The organism is Luteibacter sp. E-22, assembly GCF_049913125.1.
Classification (GTDB): Bacteria; Pseudomonadota; Gammaproteobacteria; order Xanthomonadales; family Rhodanobacteraceae; genus Luteibacter.
This window is the reverse complement of record NZ_CP183975.1, coordinates 4,036,858-4,052,669: the sequence shown is the minus strand read 5'-3', so window position 1 is coordinate 4,052,669 and position 15,812 is coordinate 4,036,858. Positions and strand designations below refer to the sequence as shown.

Genomic DNA, 15,812 nt, shown 5'->3' with positions numbered 1-15,812 from the left:
CCTCTCAATCCACCGGTACGCGCGGGTCGCCGGTGTCCACCGCCGAGATGCGTTCCTCGAAATCGCGTACCGTCATCGCCTTGCCGAACAGGAAGCCCTGCATCTGCGAGCAGCCGACCGAGTCGAGGAAGCTGGCCTGTTCCATGCTTTCCACGCCTTCGGCGAGCACGTGTTTGTTCATGCCCTTGCCCATTGTGATGATCGCGCTCACGATCGCGGCGCTGTCGTTGTCCCACGCGACGTCGCGGATGAAGGCGCGGTCGATCTTCAGCGTGTCGATCGGGAAATGCTTCAGGTAGGACAGGCTGCAATAGCCCGTGCCGAAATCGTCGAGGCTCAGCGAAACACCCAGCGACTTGATCTTGCGTAGCAGGTCGGCGATGTGGTCGCCGCCTTCCATCACCGTGCGCTCCGTCAGTTCCAGTTCGAGCAGCGTGGGATGCAGGCCGGTTTCCGTGAGGATGCCGCGCAGGGATTCGAAGAAGCGCGTGTGCTGGAACTGCAAGGCGGAGACATTCACGGATACCGACAGGGGACGATACAGGCGTGTCCATGCTTCGGCCTGTCCACAAGCCTCGCGCAGCGCCCATTCACCGATGGGGACGATCAGGCCGCAGTCTTCCGCCACCGGGATGAACTGTTCCGGCGTATAGACGTCCTCGCCGTCCACCTGCCAGCGCAACAGCGCCTCCGCGCCGACGATCGTGCCGAGGCCGACATCGACCTTGGGCTGGTAGTACAAGCTGAGTTCGTTTCGCCCCAGCGCCTTGCGCAGTTCCACCTCGATGCGCACGCGCGCGCTGTTGCGCTCGTTCATGCGCGGATTGAAGAAGCGGTAGCCATTGCGGCCTTGCATCTTCGCCTCGTACATCGCGGTGTCGGCGTTGCGCAGGAGCGACTCGGCGTCGATCGCGTCGTCCGGATACACGCTGATGCCGATGCTGAAACTGATCGTCAACGCGGAAGTGTCCACGCCGACGGCCTGGCTGCAGGCGGCCAATACCTTCTCCGCCACGGCGCTCGCGTCGGAGGGCCCTTCGATCTGCGGCAGCAGCACCACGAATTCGTCGCCGCCCAGGCGGCTCACGGTGTCGTCGGTGCGCACGGAGGCACGGATGCGTCGGGCGATCTCCTGGAGCAGGACATCGCCCGCCGCGTGCCCCATGGTGTCGTTGATCTGCTTGAAGTGGTCGACATCGACGAAGAGCAGCGCGGCGCGCTGGTGGCGCCGTGCCGCCACGGTCACCGCGAACTCCATGCGCGAGGTGAGGAGCGCGCGGTTGGGTAGCCCGGTGAGGGTGTCGTGGTGAGCGAGGTGGGCCATCTTCAACGCGAGCGCGCGGGTCTCGCTCACGTCGTGGAACACCACCACGCCACCGATCACGTTGCCGGCGTGGTCGTGGATCGGCGCGGCGGAATCCTCGATGGGGCTGTCGAAGCCGTTGCGATGAACCAGGATCGCATCGGTGGTGAGCCCGACGATGCTGTTCTTGTCCACCGCCATGATCAGCGGGTTGGGAATCGGCCGGCGGGTGAGGGGATCGCGCAGCTGGAAGATGTCGTCCATCGGCCGGCCTACGGCCTCGTGGCTGGGCCATCCGGTCATCGCCTCGGCGATGGGATTGAGCGAGGTGACGACCAGGTTCGGGTCGGTGGTGATGACAGCGTCGCCGATCGACTTCAGCGTGACCTCGGCCAGTTCGCGTTCGCGGAACAGGGCTTCCTCGAAGGCCTTGCGCTCGCTGATGTCCTGCACCTGCGAGATGAAGTACAGCGGCTCGCCATGCTCGTCACGCACGAGGGACACGCTGAGCTGCGCGTGCACGATGTGTCCATCGCAGTGCAGGTAGCGCTTCTCCATGTGGTACGACAGGCTCTCGCCCGCGAGCAGCTTCCCGACCAGCGCGAGGTCGGCGGCGAGGTCGTCGGGATGGGTGATCTCCTGGAACGGCCGCGTCATCAGCTCGTCTTCGTCGTACCCCAGCATGGCGCACAGCGCGTCGTTCACTTGCAGCCAGCGCCCATCGGGGAGCACCAGCGCCATGCCGATGGCGGCATAGCGGAAAGCCTGGAAGAACCGCCGCTCGCTTTCCTTCAGCCGCGCCTCGAGTTCGCGCCGGCTGGAGATGTCGGCAAGCAGGATAGCCACGCCCCGTACCTTGCCCAACGCGTCGATGTCGGGGGAGAACGTGGCCTGGGCGTGGCGGCTGCCATCCTCGTGGGCGATGGCGCGATCGGCCACGATCGGCGCCCCGGCGAGGGCCGCGCACAGGTCCGGCTCGATGCGTGCGTGGAGATCGGGCGAGATCAGTTCGTCGATGCGCCGGCCGACCACGTCGTCTTCCTGGATGTTCATCCAGGCGAGGTAGGCGGGGCTGGCATAGCGATAGCACCGGGATGTATCGACGTAAGCGATCATCGCCGGCGCGCGTTCCAGCAGGTACGCGGACCAGTCCGAGGGTGAAGCGTTCGCGGGAAGGGCTGAAGCGGGCATGCGGTCGCCGTCAGGACGTCGACCCACTCTAATCCGTCACCCCGGCCCGCGTATATCGAACGATTCGGGAAAACGCGGGTTTCAGTGCAGGCTTGGCGCGGGTGCCGACAGCGCGCCATCCGTGTCGAGGAGCACGCGGCCGAGGGCATGGACCTCGTGTTCCGTGGCATAGCGACCGGCCAGGGTGTCCAGCAGCGGCGCCAGCGCGTCGGGCGCCAACGGGTAGCCGTGGGCCAGGATGCGTGCCTTTCCGGCCGCCGGCTGGGCGACCGTGAGCGCGGCCATGCCCAGGCCGGGTGCCTCGTGCGCGTAGATCGCGGGTGCCGGCAGGGTGGGATCGGCCTCGGCGACCGGCTCGACCAGGTAACCGGCGGTCTGCGCGGGCTGGCCCTGGAGGTGCAGGGGCACGTGGTGCGCGGCGAGCAGCGCGGCGTACTGGCGAAGCTCGAACAGGGTGCCGGCGAACTCGTGGGCGGGGTTTTCCCGCTGGGCCCCGGCGCGGGCGAACCAGGCGGCCGGACCGGGGATGCCGACCCGGCCCTCGGCGTAATGCAGCGGAAGGCCGCGCGAGCCCAGCGCGGTCTCTTCCTTGTAGGGGGTGAGCAGGGCGGCCTCGAGCATCGTCCACAACGGGGCCAGGTTCACGTGTTCGTATTGCACGCAGGTGAGCGCCAGCAGGTCGTCGCGGCTGAGGTAGCGCGCGTGTTCGAGGCGCATGCCCAGCGTGCGCATGAGGAAGTCGGCGGTGGCGGCGCCGGCTTCGCCGCGGCCCACCAGTTCCACTTCCATGCGCGCCGTGAGTTCCGCGGCCAGGTCTTCCGGCGCCAGCAGCATCCATGGCACCAGGCGCATCGGCCCGCCTGCATAGCGGGTATCGGGCACCAGCGGCTGGGCCGGCATGTGGCCTTCATGGGTGCCGAAGGCCACCACGCCGCCCGCGGTGGTCACGCGCGGAATGCGCCGGGCCAGTTCTTCCAGCGTGGCGAACACGGGGAAACCGGGCCTGAGCAGTTCGACGCCGTCGAACAGGGCGCCGGCCAGGGCGAAGCGCGAGGCCTCCACGCCGGGCAGCAGGGTGCGCAGGTCGTCGGCCACCAGGGTCGCCAGCGTCTGCGCCTCGTCCCGGGTCAGTTCCAGCCGGGCGGGCACATCGCCCGCGGCCAGTTCCAGCGCCAGGACGGCGGGGCAGGCGATCAGCGACTCGTTCACGGCAGGTTTTTCCGAACGGCAAAGGAACGTAATTCTATCATCGGGGCACATCGGGCTTTCGCCGGGCGGGGATGCGGGTTAGCCTTGCCGATACGCGTTCGTCGGCGATCGTCGGCGTCCGCGATCCCTTCGTCTTCGCATTTCGGCTTGCCCACGGGCATCCCCATCGGTCTGGATCGTTTCTCAAAGCATGGATAAGACGCAAAAGCGTGTGGGTGTGGTCGGCGGCGTCCGCATTCCCTTCTGCCGCAACAACACCGCCTATGCCGACGTCGGCAACTTCGGGATGTCGGTCAAGGTGCTCGGGTCCCTGGTGGAGAAGTTCGGCCTGCATGGCGTGGAACTGGGCGAGGTCGCGATGGGTGCGGTCATCCGCCATTCCTCGGACTGGAACCTGGCCCGCGAAGCCGTGCTGTCGTCCGGCTTGGCGCCCACCACGCCCGGCATCACCACGGCACGCGCCTGCGGCACCTCGCTCGACAACGCCATCCTCGTCGCCAACAAGATCGCCACGGGCCAGATCGACGCGGGCATCGCCGGCGGTTCGGACACCACCAGCGACGTGCCGATCGTCTACGGCCAGAAGTTGCGCAAGCGATTGCTGGCGCTGAACCGGGCGAAGACGCTGAAGGAGAAGTTCCAGGTCGCCACGCGCGGATTCTCCCTGAAGGAACTCAAGCCATCGTTCCCGGGCGTGGCCGAGCCGCGCACGGGCAAGTCGATGGGCGACCACTGCGAGTTGATGGCCAAGGAGTGGAAGATCGGCCGCGTCGAGCAGGACGAACTGGCCCTCGCCAGCCATAAGAAGCTGGGCGCCGCGTACGAGTCGGGCTTCTTCGACGACCTGGTGGTGCCGTTCCGGGGTCTGAAGCGCGATGGCTTCCTGCGTGCCGATTCCACGCTCGAGAAGCTCGCTTCGCTCAAGCCGGCCTTCGACAGGACCAGCGGCCAGGGTACGCTCACCGCGGGCAACTCCACGGGCTTGTCCGACGGCGCGGCAGCCGTGTTGCTGGCCAGCGACGAATGGGCCGCCGCGCGCGGTTTGCCGATCCAGGCCTACCTCACGCATGCCCAGGTGTCCGCCGTGGATTTCGTCCATGGCGAAGGCCTGCTCATGGCGCCGACCGTGGCCGTGCCGCGCATGCTCAAGCAAGCCGGACTCACTCTGCAGGACTTCGACTTCTACGAGATCCACGAAGCCTTCGCCGCGCAGGTGCTCTGCACGCTGCGTGCATGGGAAAACGAGGACTATTGCCGGAACCGGCTGGGCCTCGATGCCCCGTTGGGATCGATCGACCCGGCGAAGCTCAACGTCAACGGTTCCAGTCTCGCCGCCGGCCATCCTTTTGCGGCGACCGGTGCGCGCATCGTCGCGACCCTCGCGAAGATGCTGGAGCAGAAGGGCTCGGGCCGCGGCCTGATCTCCATCTGCACGGCCGGTGGCATGGGCGTCACCGCGATCCTCGAACGTCCCTGACCCGCTTCGCGCAAGACTCATGCTCGCACTACGCACCAGTACTTCACTCAGTGCCCTGGCCCTCGTCATGGGCGTCGCCGGCACCAGCTGGCTCACGGCGCTGACCTACGAACGCGCACCCATGACACGTCGCCTGGCCGAGGTGACCCTGCCGACGGCCGCGCCCGCCCTGGTCTCGAAGACAGTGTCCCGTATCGCACCGTCGCCGGCGCTGGCGGACGCACCATCGCGTTCGCGCAATGCCGTCGCGCGGGCTCCCACGCCACGCGTCGCCCCGGTGCAAACGGCGGCGCCGACTCCCGCGACCGAGCCCCTCGTCCCCGTCTACATGCCGTCGCCGCGTTACCCGATGTCCGCCCTGCGCGCACAGCGGGAAGGCAAGGTGATCCTGAGTGTCACGGTCACGCCCGAAGGCGATGTCACCAGCGTCACCGTCGGGCGTTCCAGCGGGGATATCGAGCTGGACCGTGCGGCCGAAGACGCCGTGCGCGGCTGGCGCTTCGCCGCCGCCGACCGTCCGTCGCGCTATACCGCCGACCTGCCGGTCAACTTCGAGTTGACCCGGACGTACTGAGCGAGGGTGGCTGGCGCTTCGCCGTTCAGAGGATGCCGGCCGCGGACGAGCCGAAGGCCGTGATCATCCGCGTGTAGATCAACTTCAGCGAAACATCCACTTCCGGGAAGTCGCCCACCGGTTCGTAGCATTCGAAGAATCGCGGGTCGCTCCAGCGCATGGGGATGCAGCCGGGCTTGAGTTCGTAGCTGGTGGCGTAGCGGAACGGCCAGAGGTCGAAGAACGGCAGCCGCTCGGAGACATCGCCGATGAATTCGTTGACCGACGACAACACCGGGATCGACTTCTGCCGCGGCGCGATCACCCAGGCGTTGCCGGGCCGGGTGTCCTGCATGATCGAATCGCGCAGACGGTCGGCGAAGCGCTTGTCGTAGACGATGACGCCCGATTCGGTGTTGTAGTGGTCCGAGCGCGGGTCGAAGTTATGCGTGCCGACCATGGCGAAGGTGTCGTCGACCACGATCGACTTGGCGTGCAGGCCGAAGCGGACACCGGCCGTCAGCAGCGGCGCCGGACGGCTGCGCGCGCCGCGCCCCGACCGGCTGCCGAGGCCGAGAAAGCCCGCCGCTTCCGACGGAGGCCACCGCCGTCCGGCCGAGGCGCCTTGCGATGAACCGCGCCCACGCCCGCCCTTGCCGGTGGCCTGTGCGGCCAGCGGTGGCGTGGCCACCTCGGTCGAGCGGCCTTCCAGTTCGTCGATATCACTGTCCGCCGGGTGCGGCTTGAGTTCGTAGATCTCGAAGCCGTAGTCGGTCAGGTAGCGCTTGCGATGCTTGTAGGACATCGCATACACGGCGAAGGCATCCGTGGAGGCTAGCGAGTTCGTGGAGACCACGACGCGCGGCGGGTCCTCCTGCTGGCGTAGTCCGCTGAAGACTTTCTGCGCTGGTTTGCTCATCACCAGGTAAGGCGTCTGCAGCACGATCTCGCTCTTGGCGTTGCGCAGCAGGCTCATGATGTGCCGGGTCAGCGCACGTACCTCGCGACGCTTCGGTTCGTCGGTCTTGCCCGGCAGGTCGGAGAGATACTCCACGCGGTTCATGCGCAGGGAGGCCCGGCTGAGGTGTTCCTCGATCCAGGCGGGGTCCTCGGCATCGGCGACGATCTGCGCGACGCGGTCGGGACGTTCGTAGGTGGGAACGTTCCAGTGCCGGGGGTCGTCGGTGTCGGCCAGGAGTTCGCGATTCACGTCGCGCAAGTGGGTCAGCCGCGCGGAACGCTTGTGCGTCCAGAATTGTTCGAAGCTGGCGCCCATCGCCTTCGCGGCGGGGCCGCCGACCATGACGTCGCGGTCGATGTAGTCGAAGGTCTCGTCCCAGTCGAAGTAGCGGTCCTCGTAGTTCCGGCCACCGGTGATACCGATGAGGTCGTCGACCACCAGCAGCTTGTTGTGCATGCGCTGGTTGAACTTGTAGAAGCAGCAGAGGATGCCGGCGGCGAACTCCAGCGGTGGCGTGCGGGCGCTGTGGAAGGTCGGGTTGTAAAGGCGGATCTCCAGGCGATCGCTGGCGCGGGCCAGCGCCGCGAGCAGGCCTGGGTCGCGGAACGAGAACAGCTGGTCGGCGAGGATGCGCACATGCACGCCCCGGCGTGCCGCCTTGACCAGTTCGTCGAGGACCAGCTTGCCCGCGTCGTCCTGTTCCCAGATATAGGTCTGCACGTCGATCGACTTCCGCGCCGCGCGAATCAGGTTGATGCGCGCCGCCATGGCGCTTTCACCATCTTCCAGAAGCGTCGCCACGTGCACGGGACGCGCAGGTGTCGAGGCGGCGTTCGCCTCGATGGCGGCATCGATGAGGGGGGAGGGCGTGGCGCAATGGCCGGTATCCGCCGGGTCGCAGCTGTCTTGACGGTCGACGGTGAGGGTCACCACCGCGTCGGCTTTCTGGATGCGCGCGCGCGACAGGGAACAGCCGCTCGTGGCGAGGACGGCGGCAAGGAGCAGGATCGTGGGAAGGCGGCGCATGGCGCAGATCATAGGCGAGCCTCGACAACGCCACGTGAGCCGGCCGGCCCGGCCCTCTTGCCTAGGGGGGCGTCAATACGATGGCCATGCCCAGGTTCACGCGATCCGACAGCGCGCCGCGCCGCCCACGCATCTCGAAATCGGTGCGGTCGATCATGCCCTGGAGTTGCAGCACGCAGCCGGCCAGTGCTTCCGGTGGGCAGCGATTGGCCTGCAGGCGGAAGGTCACCGGCTGGGTCACGCCGCGCATGGTGAGCTTGCCTTGCACGTCGCCGCCCTCGCTCAGCAGTTGCAGGGCGGTGGGTTCCGACTCGAAGTGGATGCGTGGATGGTGCTTCGCGTCGAAGAACTCCGGCGCAAGGACCCAGCGCCGCAAGCGGGCCGAGTCCATGCGGATGCTTTCGGTGTCGATGTCGGCGTTGACCACGGCGGTTCGCGCCGCGCGATCGATGACCAGATCGCCACGGATGCCGTCGAAGCTACCCGACACGGTGCTCACCCAGAGCAGGCGGACGCTGAACTCGGCGCGTGAACGCAAGGGATCGATGCGCAGGTCGGCGGCGGACAATGGCGCCGCCGACAGGAGCATGGCGATCGCCGGCAACAGGTGGCGCATTCGGCGGGCTCAGTTCGGAGGTGACCAGAATGTCTCGAGCTTGGCCTTGCCCGGTTCCAGGGAACCATCGAAGCGAAGACGAGCCATGCCGGCGGGCGGCATGCCGCGGTAATCCTCGGAACGCCCTTCGACGAGGAAGGCGACGAGCTGTTCGATGCCGGGGTTGTGGCCTACCAGGACCACCCGCTCCGCATCCTTGTGCTGGTCGAGAAGATCGAAAAGATCGCCGGGGGTGGCGTCGTAGATGGCCGGTTCGTAGGAGGGTTCGACCTGGCCGAGGGCCAGCGCCGCGGTTTCCTTGGTTCGCTCGGACGGGGAACAGAGGATGCGGTCGTAGGTGACGTGATGCGATGACAGCCATTCGCCCGCCGCGCGGGCTTCGTGTTTGCCGTGTTCGGTGAGTCGTCGCTCGCGATCGTCCTTGCCTTCGCCGGGTTCTGCTTCCGCATGACGCAACAGGATGAGTTCTCGCATGGGTACCGTCCTCCGCTGTGCCACCGCAAGGTGGCGTGATCGATGACGCGGCCCCGGTCGGCTCAGGTGCTGCGCTTTATCCAGCGTAGCAGTTTCGCCCAGTCTTCCTGATGCCCGCGTACATTTTCCGAGTGGTAGTCGAAGATGCCCTTACCGAGCGCCGTGAGCAATACGTACGCTTGGGAGTCGCGAAGTTCCGCGACGACGGGAAAGGGAGCACGTTCGCCCAGTTCGGCGATGGCGGCCTGGCTGGCGTTGGTCCATGGTTTCAGGCGGTTGCCTACGAGACCGACGGGCAATTTCCCACGCTTTACCCGGCTGATGCCTCGCAGCATCGTAAGGAAGTCGAGGGTCGCATCCAGGTCGAAATGGGAGGGCAGGACGGGGACGATGATGACATCGGCGCGTTCGAGATAGGGTTCGAGGTCTTTTTCACCCACGCCGGCGGGGGTATCCACGATGACCCGCTGCACGTCGCCCGGCAGGCGGTCGAAAGCCCTGCGGCTGCCTTCGATGGCGGTAATGCCGGGTGCGTTCTCAGGACGGCGACCGACCCAGCGCAAGCTGGAGTGCTGACGGTCCGCGTCGATGACGGCCGTCTGCTTTCCGGTCTGGGCCCAGTGTGTCGCGAGCTGGGTGACCACCGTCGTCTTGCCGCAACCACCCTTGCTGCTTGCCACGAGCGTCGTAAGCATCCGCGAGCACCTGCCTTGGGAGGACTCCTAGCCTACACATCCCGGGCCACCGGTGGTAGGAGCGCGGCCGCGCTCCTCAGAACATCTTGGCGCGTACCTTCGGCAGGATCACGAGGATCAGCGTGGCCAGGGGGCCGAGGAACAGGGAAAGCACCCACCAGAGCAAGCCGCTGCGGTTCTTGCCCTGGGCAAGGCCGGCGTTGATCAGCGTCAGGGTGCCCCAGCCGACGAAGAAACCAGCGCGTTCGCTGGCGAAGAGGGCGAATTGATCCATTCTAAACTCCTGTTCTGTCGCAGGATTGGGTCGTGCGGTCACGTGGACCAAGGGCCGGCGTTCCCCCCGCGCGGTTTCCGATAGTAACAACCTTGCCGCGAATGGCATCGTCCGGGCGCAGCTTCCGTTCATGGTGGAGCCGTATGCTTGTAGTTTTATTTCACGGAGATGGGCCCATGCGGGGATGCCGCGTCCTGACCCTGGCCCTAGCGGGCCTGCTTTCCCTGCCCGTCATGGCGGCCACGCCGTGGCCCGGCGCAACGAAGGGTCCCGCCAAGGGGCCGGTCGTGCAGAAGGACCAGACCAAGGCGTTGTTGCAGTTCCAGAAGGACCTCGCCAGCGTCCTCGCGCTGCGCACCGAGGCCGAGCCGTTGCTGGGCGCCGCCTTGCTGGCCCGTCCGCTGGCGAATCCCCCCGAGGTATTGACCTACCACGCCCTTCTCGAGCGCGCGTCGCGCAATGCCGACGCCGGTCCGCAGGTGGCCTGGGCCCGCCTGGCCGATTGCGATGCGAAGGCCGGTACCTGCCCGAATACCGATGCGCTGGGTGTGCTGGAGAAACAGGCGCCGGATAACGCGGCCGTGTGGCTGCTGAAACTGGGCGTGGACGAACATGCCGGCGCCGGCGACGCCGTGCGTGCCGACCTCACCCGTGCCGCCAACGCCAAGCTCTACGACGATTACCTCGGCGCCAGCCTCAAGGCGCTGGCCAATTCGGTGAGTCAGCTCCCGCCGCCAGCCGATACCTATAACCCGCTGCAAGGTGCAGGGGCTGCCGGCGTGCAGATGGTGATCGTCTTCGGTCTCGCCAGCGCGCAGCCCTTGCCCGGATTCCAGGCGACGGCCAAGTACTGCGAGGACAACAAGTCCGACGCGGGCGTGGTGGGCGACTGCCTGAAGCTGGCCAAGGTGCTGGAATGGGGTAGCAGCCCGCTCGGGCGTTCGCTCGGCCTGCACCTGCGTGAGACGCTGTCGCCGGATGCGGCCGACCAGCAGGCGGCGAAGAACGCCCGGCTCAACCTGGTCTGGCAGATGCAGCGTTTCGCCCAGCTCAACATTCAGGCGCAGGGCGACAAGGCCACCGCGCAGAAGCTGCTGGCGCTGGCCCGCAGTGGTGGCACGGAGATGAGCGTGATCCTGGCTTCACTGCGCGCCTACGGGATGCCGCCGGAGGCGCCCGCCGGCTGGGAGCCGGCCAAGGTCGAGAAATAGAAGAGATGGGGTAGCCGGCTCCCACAGATTACGGGAGCCGACACTTCCCTGGTGGGTCCATCACGCCAAGACGGGCCCCACCACTCGGGGGTTTATTCGCCCAGCGCCTCGCGCATGAACTCCGGCTGGGCCAGGGCGCCTTTGTGGATGTCGGCGTTGTAATACTTCGTGGCGAAGTTCTTGCTGATGGCGCCGCGCTCGCGGAAGCCCGAAAGATCGCCGTCCTTGCGGGCCATGGTGCAGCTCCACCAGCCGGTGGGGTAGCACGGCTGCGGGAACGGCAGGGTACGCACGGCCTTGAAGCCCGACGTACGCATGGCCGAACGCATGGCCTTGATCAACTCGATGTGGGCCAGCGGCGATTCCGACTGCTGCACCAGGATGCCGCCGTGACGCAGCGCCTTGTAGCAGCTGGCGTAGAAGGCGGCGTTGAACAGGCCTTCCGCCGGGCCGACCGGGTCGGTGGAGTCCACGATGATGAGGTCGATCGATTCCGGATCGGCCTCGGCCATGTACTTGATGCCGTCGATGAAGAGCAGTTCGGCGCGCGGATCGTTGTTGGCGTCGCACAGTTCCGGGAAGTACTCCTCGGCGAGGCGGGTGACGCGCTCGTCGATCTCGACCTGGGTGGCCGTCTCGACTTCCTCGTGCTTGAGGACTTCGCGCAGCGTGCCGCAGTCGCCGCCGCCGATGATCACCACGCGCTTGGCGCGGGCGTGGGTGAACAGCGCCGGGTGGGTCATCATCTCGTGGTAGAGGAAGTTGTCGCGGCCGGTGAGCATCACGCAGCCGTCGATCACCATGAGATTGCCCCAGTCGGTGGTCTGGTAGATCTCGATCGTCTGGAACGGGGTCTTCTCGGCGTGCAACAGGCGCTCGACGCGGAAACCGATGGAGGATCCCGAAGCCTGGTGGGCCTCGGTAAACCAGCTGAGCTGCTGCTGCGACATGACGCTTTCCTGGAAACGGGTAAGGGGGCTAAACCTCAGATTGTACCGGCTCCGGGCCGGAATGCGGCCAAGTCCTTGCCCTGCCTGGTGTGTGAGCGGAGCCTTACACCGGGGCCGGCTGATACCCGGATGTCACGAGGCGCCGCTACAATAGGCGGCCTGCCGTGCCCGTACCGGGCCGCGCGCAGCAAGAAAGTCTGGTCGGCCCCGCGGCGTGCGAGGCTCCCGGCCGCCAGGCCCGCTTCAGGTCAAGGTTCGCCGCTGCGACTGTTCCGCGCCCCCTTCCGGGGACACGACACAATCACTTGGAGATCGTCACACCCATGACGAACTGGACCACCGATCGCGCGAAGCTGACCTATGCGATCCCTCACTGGAGCAACGGCTACGTCGACGTAGGCGACGACGGCCACCTGCTGATGCGCCCTCGCGGCGATGAAGGCCCGGCGCTCGACCTGCCGGCCATCGTCGCCAAGGCGACCGCCGAAGGCCTGCGCCTGCCCTTGCTCGTGCGCTTTCCCGACATCCTCGCCGATCGCCTGGCCCGCTTGCAGCAGGCCTTCGCCAAGGCGATCGACGATGCCGGCTACGCCGGCTCCTACACGGCCATCTATCCGATCAAGGTGAACCAGCAGCGCGGCGTGGTCAGCGAGCTGGTGGCCGCCGGCGAGCAGGGCTTCGGCCTCGAAGCCGGCTCGAAGCCGGAGTTGATGGCGGTACTCGCCCACGCGCGGCCGGGCAGCATGGTGGTCTGTAACGGCTACAAAGACCGCGAATACGTCCGCCTCGCGCTCATCGGCCTCAAGCTCGGCCTGCGCGTCCACATCGTCATCGAGAAGCTGTCCGAACTGGACCACGTCTTCGCCGAGGCCAAGGCGCTGGATGTCGAGCCACTGCTCGGCGTGCGCGTACGCCTGTCCTCGATCGGCGCCGGCAAGTGGCAGAACACGGGTGGCGACAAGGGCAAGTTCGGCCTCAGCCCCGGCCAGGTGCTGGAGCTGATCCAGCGCCTGGAGGCCGCGGGGCTCAAGCACACCTTGAAGCTGCAGCACTTCCACATGGGCTCGCAGATCTCCAACGTCCGCGATATCGCCGCGGGCATGCGCGAGGCCGTCCGCTATTTCGTCGAGTTGCATCGCCTGGGCGTGCCGCTCGAGATCGTCGACGTCGGTGGCGGGCTGGGCGTGGACTATGAAGGCACGCGCTCGCGCAGCTACAACTCGATCAACTACAGCCTCGAACAGTACGCGGCCAGCATCATCCAGCCGCTGGCCGAGGCGGTGGCCGAGCACGGCATGGAGGCGCCGGTGATCTTCACCGAGTCGGGTCGCGCCATGACGGCGCACCACGCGGTGATGGTGGTGAACGTCAGCGAAGTGGAGTCGCTTCCGGAGGGTGCCATTCCCGCGGCGCGCGAGGGCGAACCGATGGTGCTTCGCCACCTGCGCGAGACCCACGCCGAACTCGACCACCGGCCTCCGCTGGAACTCTTCCACGAGGCGCAGCACCATTTTGCGGAGGGCCAGACCCTCTACGCGCTGGGCCAGCTCGACCTGCGCGATCGCGCGAGGCTCGACGAACTGTTCTATGCCATCGCGAACGCGGTGCGGCCGCGCCTGCTTCCGGCGGAGCGCGCCCACCGACAGGCCCTGGACGACCTGGACGAGAAGCTGGTCGACAAGTACTTCGTGAACTTCTCCGTCTTCGAATCGGTGCCGGACATCTGGGCGATCGACCAGATCTTCCCGATCGTGCCGATCTCACGATTGGACGAAGAGCCGACGCGCCGTGGTGTCATCGCCGACCTCACCTGCGACTCCGACGGCCGCATCGATCACTACGTGGATGCGGAAGGCGTGGACGTGAGCCTGCCTCTGCATCCGCTGAAGGACGACGAGTCGTATCGCCTCGGCATCTTCATGGTGGGCGCGTACCAGGAGACCCTGGGCGACATCCACAACCTGTTCGGTGACACCGACGCGGTGAACGTGCGTGCGACAAAAGACGGCTATGAGTTCGCGCATATCCGCCATGGCGACACGACCGACCTGATGCTCGACTACGTGGGCTACGACCTGAAGTTGCTTCGCCAGGCCTACGCCGATCGCATCGCCGCGGCAGGCATTGCCGGTGCCGAGGCGGAAACGCTGGCCACGGCGCTCGACAAGGGCCTCACCGGCTACACGTATCTCGCGGAAATCGCAGGACACAAGGTACGACCATGACTCTCAGGGCAGCTTTCATCGGACTGGGCGCGATGGGCGCGCCCATGGCCGGCCATCTCCATGCGAAGGGCCTGCTGGCCGCCGTCGGCAACCGCAGCCAGGCGAAGGCCGATGCGCTGGCGAAGGAACTCGGCGTTCAGGCGCCGAGCCTCGCGGATATCGCGGCCTCCTGCGACGTCATCGCGCTCTGCGTCAGCGCCGACGCCGATGTCATCGGCGTGGTCGAAGCGCTGGCGCCATCGCTCAAGAAGGGCGCCATCGTGGTCGACCACTCGACCGTGGCGCCCGCGACGGCCACGAGGGCGGCGCGCATTCTCGCGGACGTCGGCGCGGATTTCCTCGATGCGCCGGTGTCCGGTGGTGTCGAAGGCGCGAAGAACGGCAAGCTCTCGGTCATGGTTGGCGGCGACGCCGCCGTGCTGGAGCGTGCGCGTGCGGTGCTGGAAGCCTATGGCGCGCGCATCACGCACATGGGCCCCGCCGGCAGTGGCCAGGCGACGAAGGCGGTGAACCAGGTGCTGGTGGCGGGTATCGCCCATGCGGTGACCGAAGGGCTTGCCCTTGGTGAGGCGCTGGGTCTCGAAGCGGATCGCCTCATCCCCACGCTGGCGGCGGGCGCGGCGGGCAACTGGTTCCTCGACAAGCGCGGCGCGACGATGTTGCGCAACGAGTTCTCGGTGGGCTTCAAGCTGGCGCTGCTGCACAAGGATCTCGGCATCGTTCGCGGCATAGCCACCGACGCCGGCACCGACCGCACGATCATCGAACAGTCTCTGGCCGACTTCGGCGAACTGATGGCCCAGGGCTACGGTGACGACGATATCTCGGCGCTGATTCGCTTGAAACGCTCGTCATAAAAGGTTGCGATCGAGTCCGCCTCCCACCGTCCCCGCTGCAAATGGATCGGCATTTTCAGAGCAGTCCGATGGTGGTTCGCGATAGCAGAAAATATGGTGCGTCCTCCCAACAGCGAGGACCACCGTTTGAAATACCGATCCCATCTGACCCGTTCCCTTCTCGCGGCGTCGCTCCTGACGGCATCGCTTCATGCCGTGGCGACCGAACGAGTGTACGTGGGTTCCACGGGAACCGCCCCGCTGTCGGCCATACAAGCCCAGGGAGACCGTGCTGCCCGCGCAGCAGCTGCCGATGGCCTGATCACGGCAAGGATCAATGGTGCGCCGTTCGTCGCGACGAAGGCGTTCGCCTACGAATCCGTTTTTCAACTGGATGGCCGGCGTTACCTGGGCATCGAACATGGCCCGACGGAGAGGGGCCGCGCCTTGATCCTCTCGATTCCGGTGAAAAACGGGGATTCCCACGTGCGCGATGGTCATTATGAATTCGGGCTGCCCACGGCGCCACCCGAGGGGGTCAAGCCGGAGATGGCTCTTGGCGAGCCCGTGGACGCACCGCCGCCCTTTGTCGGCTTCGCCGTATTCAACGCCGACAGCGGATGGATCGACCTCAAGTTCAATGCCGATCGAACCCGCCTCGATGCCACCTTCGAGTTCGAAGCAGCCGGTGAGGAATTCGGCGATCGCATCATCCGGAAGGGTTCGTTCTCGATGCCCTATACGGATCTGCCGGACAGCGTGGTTCCAGAGGCCTGAATCCCTAGCCGAGAGTAGGCAGGCACCCTGAAAA

Annotated in this window: 14 protein-coding genes; 6 read left to right on the top strand and 8 right to left on the bottom strand. The window is 66.6% G+C overall.

The annotated features are described in order from the left end of the window. Positions 1 to 4: 4 nt before the first annotated feature. Complete coding sequence (locus tag ACN9M2_RS18010; protein ID WP_426285978.1) at positions 5 to 2,494, bottom strand: sensor domain-containing protein; 2,490 nt, start codon at positions 2,492 to 2,494, stop codon at positions 5 to 7. 81 nt (positions 2,495 to 2,575) lie between these two features. Next, positions 2,576 to 3,703: a hypothetical protein gene (locus ACN9M2_RS18005; RefSeq protein ID WP_426285977.1), complete on the bottom strand. Its 1,128-nt coding sequence runs from the start codon at positions 3,701 to 3,703 to the stop codon at positions 2,576 to 2,578. A gap of 190 nt (positions 3,704 to 3,893) precedes the next feature. Between ACN9M2_RS18005 and ACN9M2_RS18000 the strand changes: the two genes are divergently transcribed. Together ACN9M2_RS18000 and ACN9M2_RS17995 are read left to right on the top strand one after the other, a co-directional pair. Beyond that, a complete protein-coding gene (locus ACN9M2_RS18000; RefSeq protein ID WP_426285976.1) occupies positions 3,894 to 5,180 on the top strand; it encodes an acetyl-CoA C-acetyltransferase in 1,287 nt (428 codons plus the stop codon). A gap of 19 nt (positions 5,181 to 5,199) precedes the next feature. Then, positions 5,200 to 5,754, top strand: coding sequence for an energy transducer TonB (locus ACN9M2_RS17995; protein WP_426285975.1), 555 nt, complete (start codon positions 5,200 to 5,202; stop codon positions 5,752 to 5,754). Positions 5,755 to 5,779: 25 nt separating this feature from the next. Here the strand turns inward: ACN9M2_RS17995 and ACN9M2_RS17990 are convergent, their stop codons facing one another. The 5 genes from ACN9M2_RS17990 to ACN9M2_RS17970 form a co-directional block, all read right to left on the bottom strand. Further along, positions 5,780 to 7,720 carry a phospholipase D-like domain-containing protein gene (locus ACN9M2_RS17990; RefSeq protein WP_426285974.1) on the bottom strand — a complete coding sequence of 647 codons (1,941 nt, stop codon included), beginning with the start codon at positions 7,718 to 7,720 and terminating at the stop codon, positions 5,780 to 5,782. A gap of 61 nt (positions 7,721 to 7,781) precedes the next feature. Beyond that, positions 7,782 to 8,336: a YceI family protein gene (locus ACN9M2_RS17985; RefSeq protein ID WP_371024193.1), complete on the bottom strand. Its 555-nt coding sequence runs from the start codon at positions 8,334 to 8,336 to the stop codon at positions 7,782 to 7,784. A 9-nt stretch (positions 8,337 to 8,345) separates the two neighbouring features. Beyond that, a complete protein-coding gene (locus tag ACN9M2_RS17980; protein WP_371024192.1) occupies positions 8,346 to 8,810 on the bottom strand; it encodes a SixA phosphatase family protein in 465 nt (154 codons plus the stop codon). A 62-nt stretch (positions 8,811 to 8,872) separates the two neighbouring features. After that, a complete protein-coding gene (locus tag ACN9M2_RS17975) occupies positions 8,873 to 9,505 on the bottom strand; it encodes an AAA family ATPase (RefSeq protein ID WP_426285973.1) in 633 nt (210 codons plus the stop codon). A 76-nt stretch (positions 9,506 to 9,581) separates the two neighbouring features. Continuing rightward, positions 9,582 to 9,779 carry an antitermination protein NusB gene (locus ACN9M2_RS17970; protein WP_426285972.1) on the bottom strand — a complete coding sequence of 66 codons (198 nt, stop codon included), beginning with the start codon at positions 9,777 to 9,779 and terminating at the stop codon, positions 9,582 to 9,584. Positions 9,780 to 9,955: 176 nt separating this feature from the next. On the opposite strand from ACN9M2_RS17970, the gene ACN9M2_RS17965 reads away from it, so the two are divergent. Then, on the top strand, positions 9,956 to 10,990 hold the full coding sequence (locus tag ACN9M2_RS17965) for a hypothetical protein (RefSeq protein ID WP_426285971.1): 1,035 nt from the start codon (positions 9,956 to 9,958) through the stop codon (positions 10,988 to 10,990). 92 nt (positions 10,991 to 11,082) lie between these two features. Here the strand turns inward: ACN9M2_RS17965 and speE are convergent, their stop codons facing one another. Next, positions 11,083 to 11,940: a polyamine aminopropyltransferase gene (speE, locus tag ACN9M2_RS17960; protein ID WP_371024188.1), complete on the bottom strand. Its 858-nt coding sequence runs from the start codon at positions 11,938 to 11,940 to the stop codon at positions 11,083 to 11,085. Positions 11,941 to 12,263: 323 nt separating this feature from the next. Here speE and speA point away from each other — a divergent pair, with 323 nt between their 5' ends. From speA to ACN9M2_RS17945, 3 genes are all read left to right on the top strand, one after another. Further along, entirely contained in the window at positions 12,264 to 14,165 is a 1,902-nt protein-coding gene (gene speA, locus ACN9M2_RS17955; RefSeq protein ID WP_426285970.1) for an arginine decarboxylase, read from the top strand. Continuing rightward, positions 14,162 to 15,022 (top strand): NAD(P)-dependent oxidoreductase, encoded by an 861-nt coding sequence (locus tag ACN9M2_RS17950; RefSeq protein ID WP_426285969.1) that lies wholly within the window; start codon positions 14,162 to 14,164, stop codon positions 15,020 to 15,022. The genes speA and ACN9M2_RS17950 overlap by 4 nt, the downstream gene beginning before the upstream one ends. A 126-nt stretch (positions 15,023 to 15,148) precedes the next feature. Beyond that, positions 15,149 to 15,778, top strand: a complete 630-nt coding sequence (locus ACN9M2_RS17945) for a hypothetical protein (RefSeq protein ID WP_426285968.1) — start codon at positions 15,149 to 15,151, stop codon at positions 15,776 to 15,778. The last annotated feature ends 34 nt before the right edge of the window (positions 15,779 to 15,812 follow it).

Excerpts from the sequence above, each read along its gene's own strand:
- ACN9M2_RS18010 (WP_426285978.1), bottom strand. The coding sequence starts at position 2,494 with ATGCCCGCTTCAGCCCTTCCCGCGAACGCTTCACCCTCGGACTGGTCC.
- ACN9M2_RS17950 (WP_426285969.1), top strand. The coding sequence starts at position 14,162 with ATGACTCTCAGGGCAGCTTTCATCGGACTGGGCGCGATGGGCGCGCCC.
- ACN9M2_RS17995 (WP_426285975.1), top strand. The coding sequence starts at position 5,200 with ATGCTCGCACTACGCACCAGTACTTCACTCAGTGCCCTGGCCCTCGTC.
- ACN9M2_RS18000 (WP_426285976.1), top strand. The coding sequence starts at position 3,894 with ATGGATAAGACGCAAAAGCGTGTGGGTGTGGTCGGCGGCGTCCGCATT.
- speE (WP_371024188.1), bottom strand. The coding sequence starts at position 11,940 with ATGTCGCAGCAGCAGCTCAGCTGGTTTACCGAGGCCCACCAGGCTTCG.
- ACN9M2_RS17975 (WP_426285973.1), bottom strand. The coding sequence starts at position 9,505 with ATGCTTACGACGCTCGTGGCAAGCAGCAAGGGTGGTTGCGGCAAGACG.
- ACN9M2_RS17965 (WP_426285971.1), top strand. The coding sequence starts at position 9,956 with ATGCGGGGATGCCGCGTCCTGACCCTGGCCCTAGCGGGCCTGCTTTCC.
- ACN9M2_RS17990 (WP_426285974.1), bottom strand. The coding sequence starts at position 7,720 with ATGCGCCGCCTTCCCACGATCCTGCTCCTTGCCGCCGTCCTCGCCACG.
- ACN9M2_RS17985 (WP_371024193.1), bottom strand. The coding sequence starts at position 8,336 with ATGCGCCACCTGTTGCCGGCGATCGCCATGCTCCTGTCGGCGGCGCCA.
- ACN9M2_RS17970 (WP_426285972.1), bottom strand. The coding sequence starts at position 9,779 with ATGGATCAATTCGCCCTCTTCGCCAGCGAACGCGCTGGTTTCTTCGTC.
- speA (WP_426285970.1), top strand. The coding sequence starts at position 12,264 with ATGACGAACTGGACCACCGATCGCGCGAAGCTGACCTATGCGATCCCT.
- ACN9M2_RS17980 (WP_371024192.1), bottom strand. The coding sequence starts at position 8,810 with ATGCGAGAACTCATCCTGTTGCGTCATGCGGAAGCAGAACCCGGCGAA.